The sequence below is a fragment of the Nitratidesulfovibrio liaohensis genome, from assembly GCF_011682075.1.
GTDB lineage: Bacteria > Desulfobacterota > Desulfovibrionia > Desulfovibrionales > Desulfovibrionaceae > Cupidesulfovibrio > Cupidesulfovibrio liaohensis.
In genome coordinates this window covers 1-4,790 of record NZ_VSMK01000201.1, presented here as the reverse complement: position 1 = coordinate 4,790, position 4,790 = coordinate 1, and the positions used below count along the sequence as shown (strand labels likewise).

Here is a 4,790-nt window from a genome sequence, read left to right as displayed (position 1 = left end):
CGGGCGCTGGGGCGCATCCTGTCCGAGGTGATGCGCTCGCGCGCGGGCGAGGCCGCCGCCTACGCCACCATTCCCGGCGACCTGGAACTGCGCCGCCAGATTGCCTGGCGGCACCGCGAATGCGGCGTGGGCGCGGGGCCGGACGACATCCTGATCACCAACGGCGCGGTGGAGGCGCTGTACATCGCCCTGCGCTGCCTGACCCGGCCCGGCGACATCGTGATGATCCAGTCGCCCACCTACTACTGCTTCCTGCAACTGATCGAATCGCTGGGGCTGCGGGCCATCGAGGTGCCGAGCACGCCGGAGGCGGGCGTGGACCCGCGCGACGTGCGGCACATCCTGGACCGGCACCGGGTGGCGGCGTGCGCCTTTTCGCCCAACTTCAACAACCCGGACGGCAGCCTGACCCCCGACGACGCCAAGCGCGAGATTCTGGACATGCTGGCCGAGCGGGGCATTCACCTTATCGAGGACGACGTGTCCACGGACCTGCACTACGGCCCCTCGCGCCCGTCCACCTTCCTGCAATGGGACGTGCACGGACTGGTCACGCTGTGTTCGTCGTTCTCCAAGACCGTTGCGCCGGGCTTTCGCATGGGCTGGATGGTCACCGGGCGCATCGGCGAGCGCGCGCGGGAGATAAAGGCCACCACCAATGTCTGCGGGGCCACACTGACACAGTTCGCCATGGCCGAATACCTGCGACAGGGGCTGTTCGAACGGCAGTTGCGCCGCCTGCGCACGGCCTTTTCGCGCCAGATGCAGGCCATGCGCATGCACCTTGCGGACTGCTTTCCGCCCGGCACCGGGGTTACCCGGCCCGAGGGCGGCGGCGTGCTGTGGCTGGAACTGCCGCCCGGCACCGACGGCGTGGAGCTGTTCTTTCGCGCGCGGCAGGCGGGCATATCCGTTGCGCCGGGGGCCGTGTTCAGCACGCAGGAAAAGTTCGCCAACTACCTGCGCCTTGGCTGCAACGGCCTGTGGAACGAGCGCATGGCCGAAGGGCTGCGTACCCTGGGGCGGCTGGCCGGGGAGTGCCGGGGGGGAACGGGGGCGGAGTAGGAAGGGGGCAGGGTGAAGGCCGGGCGGGATTGGACTGGACTGGGGCAGGCAGCTACCGCAAAGGATATGGCAGGCATGACACGGGCCGGAAGGGTGATCCTCCGGCCCCTTGTTTTTTTATTGAGAATGGGAACCGGGGGCTGATGAGGGGCAGGGCGGCGCAAAGAGCGGAATGGGGGTCCGGGCGGCATTGTCGTGTTCCCGGAGGTTCTCCGCTTTTTTGCAACATGGCGGGGCACCCTTGGGACCGCCCCGCAACCCCCTTCCGATCCCCCTGTGGCCGGAGGTGCCCGCAAGGCATGGGATACGCTGGCTCCGCGCCATCGGGGCGTGCATTTCCTCTGGCGGCGGGGCGCTTGCAACCCGCCCCGCCGTTTTGCCTGCGCCATATCGGCATGCTGCATGGCGTCCGAAGAACCACGCATACCTATACATGGAGGCGCGTATGACCTACGGCTTGTTCACGTCCGGACTGAAGAACGCTGACGACCCCCGCCGCCGCAAGTTGGCGGGTTCGCTGGAAGGCGTTGTGGTGCGCGCCCGTTCGGCGCGCACCATGCAGGATTGGTATGGAGAACTGGTGCAGGGCATTCGCACCATCGACGCCTTTGGCCACGACGGGCAGGGCATGTTGCCCGACGACGAGGACAAGGACTGGCGGCAGCGCTTCCAGCGCAGCATGTTCGACGACACCGGCGTTCACGACCTGCAAGATTATGCCGGGTTCCGGCAGCCCCGCGACCGGGGGTACGACGTGTTGCAGGAAGAACGCATGCGCGACATTTTCGAACGCAGGAACGTTCCGCAGTTGGAACGGCAGATTCCGGAGACCGAAAAGGAGAGGCGGCTTCCCAGGCTCCGCGAGGTGACAGGTGAAGAGCGCACCTTGCCGGGCACTGCCGAAACTAGGGGCGAACTGGTTCCGCTTTCGAACAACGCCGGAAGCGGCTCCACCCCCGAACGCACCAACGCGCCGGGCACGCGTTGGTGGGAGCGCGCCATGGAGGCGGCCTTTCCGCAGGACGTGCACCCCTGGCAGCGGCGTACGCCTTCCGCCGGGCAGGAGCGTTCGCCCCGCGTTGACGCAATGTTGCGGCAATGGCCCGGCGCACCGGATGCGACGAGCGACGACGATCTGGCGCTGCGCGGCGGCACGGCTCCGGCGCGGGAAACGCAGGACGATCCCTTTGCGGGCACCCTGATGGCGGCCAACCGCAACGGCAGCGCCACGGATGCAGGGGGCGGTGCAGGCCGAGGATCAGCAGGCGGCAAGGCCGCGCCGGGCCGCCGTACCCCGCCATTGGAGGATTTCGCCGACCCTTCGAAGAACATCCTGCGGCCGGACAAGATACTGGACTACTACCGCAAGCCCGGCGACATCACCGCCTTGCACGAAACCACGGCCAAGGGATTGGAAACCGTATCCCAATCGGGGTCATGCGGGCCGTACCAGTTGACCGGGGGAACGCTGGGAGATTTCATGAAAAGCCGTGAAGCGGCGAACCTGCCGGAAGAATACCGCGCACTGAAGGACGACCCCAAGGCCATTGCCGCTGCATGGCCGGAAATGGCCCGCAAGCATCCTGACGCGTTGGCCGCCGCCAACGAGGCGTTTATTCAGAGGACGCATTACCAGCCGACACTGAAAGCCTTTGAAAAGGCAGGGCTTGATACGGGATCGGAGGTCATTCAAAATGCGGCGTACTCCATGGGGGTACTCAGAGGACCGAACGCATTTTCGAAAAACGTGGTGAAGCATCTTCCGGATAGCGACACACTGAGGAAGATGGGTGTGGAGGAGCAGTTGGATGTATTGGGGAAGGCGTTCAAGACGGGGTATAAGGGGGATACTGAAGTTGAGAAAAGAGTCGACTACGAGTTTAATGGGAATTTGAAAAATCTCCAGCAAGCATTGGAACCCAAAGCGGAGGCTTCAGGTGGTGAGGAGTAGGATTGCACATTTTGCAATGCTTGTTTTTTTTCTCTTCTATGCACAAGGCGATGCATCATGTGAGGAAGGACATGTTGCCCGCACAGGAATAGTGGGCAGGGGATCGATATATTACTCTGGGACAAGCTCCGGGCTGGGGATTGACCCACGAGTTACGCGTAGTATCCATGCAGTCTGCGCATTCGGTGATCTGTGCCGTATAGTGGGTGTAGAAAAAAAAATAGAGCGCCTTGGCAACGAGTTTGTCCTTGTCAGTTCGGTGCGGCGTCTTGTGGCAGCAACACCTGGGGATTTCGACGTAACAGGCGTTCTTGGCAGGCAGACGGATGGCTATCTGTTTTTGAGCTCCCCGCAGGTCACGGAGGACAATCTGGTAATTCCCGAAGGTTTTCCTCTGGAAAGCAAGGTGCGGGCCGTGTGTGCGGAAGGTGACGTATGCCGGGTTCGAGGCAAAGGCACGCGAGACCCCTCATGGTGGCAGATGGTCATGCCCTCGGAATTGCACGAGGTGGAACTGGTGCGGCGCGCCCGTCTGGTGACGGTGGAAATGACGGGTGTCTATTCCGGCGGCAGCATGGGCAATTTCGATATCGTCGGGGACGAGGAGGACCAGTTTCTCGACGGGTTGGAGCGGTTCGCGCATACCCCCGTGGGGCGCACCATGCCTTCCTGCGAGCGGTACCGGGTGGTCGCGCTGGTACGGGATACCGATCCCCATCGCGTGGTGGACCTGCTGGCCGTGGGCTGCGCCCGTCCGTACCCGGATGACATTCCTGCGGCGGTGGAGGGTGGGCCGCAATAAGCGGCGCATGCCGATGGCAGGTGGGCTCAGGAAAGGATGCCGCCAGGCAACCGGCGCAGGTCGCGGGCTGTTGCCGGGGACTGGAACATGGAGCGAAGCCACGCAAACGGGCCGAAGGAGTGATCCTTCGGCCCGTGGTGTTTGCAGGAGATGGGGTGACGTGGACGCGCAGGCCGGGGCGCGGGCTACCGCCCCAGCGGGTCGGTGTCGCTTTCCGGCGCGAAGAAGAAGGCGGCGTCGAAGGGGCCGAAGCTGCCGGTGTCGGCCATGATGGTGAAGAACTCCACCCTGCCGTAGCGGCGCAGGCGCTCCTCGGTCACGCCGTTGCGGGCGTAGTAGTCCGCGCGGGGCTGCGGGTTGCGGGTTTCCGTCAGGTCGTACACGGCCTCGTCGGTTTCGCCCCAGGCGTGCAGCACCCATTTGCCGTGCAGGTGCAGCCAGGCGTGCACCACGCGGCAGTCCTCGCATTCGCTGGCCACTTCCAGCGCGGCGTCGAAGCAGGACGGGCGGTGCGCCCCGGCGGCGCACTGGCAGTCGTGGTCATGGGCGTGATCGGGGGCATGGTCGTGTCCGCAGCCGCAGGCGTCGGCTTTGGGGGGCTGGAAAGGATTGTGGCTGTGCATGGCGTATCCTTGCGCGCCGCAGGGCGGCGGTGGTGCGTGACGGTGATTGCGCGCGTGTCGGCAGGGGCCGCGCGCGGTGGCGCAGGTGTCTACACTGCCCGGGCCGACCCGGTGACGGTGCGCTGAAAGGGTGGTGCGCGTCAAGATGGCGGCGTGAGCAGCATCCGTACGACGGTCATTCCCCGGCGGCATCCCCTTCGCCCAGCGCCAGCAGGGCCGCCCCCAGGGCGTTGCCCACGTCGTAGCGGGCCGGAAAGGTAACCGTTGTGCCCAGCGCCCGCGCCACGGCTGGCAGCAGGTGGCGCGACGCCGCGCCGATGCCCACCATGGGCACCCCCAGCGACACGTT

4 protein-coding genes are annotated in these 4,790 nt (G+C 65.3%); 3 read left to right on the top strand and 1 reads right to left on the bottom strand.

Annotation, left to right across the window (positions count from 1 at the left end; genetic code table 11):
* The 3 genes from FVW27_RS07970 to FVW27_RS07960 all read left to right on the top strand — a co-directional run.
* The coding region (locus tag FVW27_RS07970) for an aminotransferase-like domain-containing protein (RefSeq protein WP_167124165.1) at nucleotides 1–1,065 on the top strand (1,065 nt) is incomplete at its 5' end.
* Between the two features lie 445 nt (nucleotides 1,066–1,510).
* Entirely contained in the window at nucleotides 1,511–3,016 is a 1,506-nt protein-coding gene (locus FVW27_RS07965; protein WP_167124163.1) for a VgrG-related protein, read from the top strand.
* A gap of 487 nt (nucleotides 3,017–3,503) precedes the next feature.
* Nucleotides 3,504–3,818 (top strand): hypothetical protein, encoded by a 315-nt coding sequence (locus FVW27_RS07960; protein WP_167124161.1) that lies wholly within the window; start codon nucleotides 3,504–3,506, stop codon nucleotides 3,816–3,818.
* Nucleotides 3,819–4,003: 185 nt separating this feature from the next.
* On the opposite strand, the gene FVW27_RS07955 is transcribed toward FVW27_RS07960, so the two are convergent.
* On the bottom strand, nucleotides 4,004–4,441 hold the full coding sequence (locus tag FVW27_RS07955; protein ID WP_167124159.1) for a hypothetical protein: 438 nt from the start codon (nucleotides 4,439–4,441) through the stop codon (nucleotides 4,004–4,006).
* Nucleotides 4,442–4,790: the final 349 nt, after the last annotated feature.

Excerpts from the sequence above, each read along its gene's own strand:
- FVW27_RS07965 (WP_167124163.1), top strand. The coding sequence starts at position 1,511 with ATGACCTACGGCTTGTTCACGTCCGGACTGAAGAACGCTGACGACCCC.
- FVW27_RS07960 (WP_167124161.1), top strand. The coding sequence starts at position 3,504 with ATGCCCTCGGAATTGCACGAGGTGGAACTGGTGCGGCGCGCCCGTCTG.
- FVW27_RS07955 (WP_167124159.1), bottom strand. The coding sequence starts at position 4,441 with ATGCACAGCCACAATCCTTTCCAGCCCCCCAAAGCCGACGCCTGCGGC.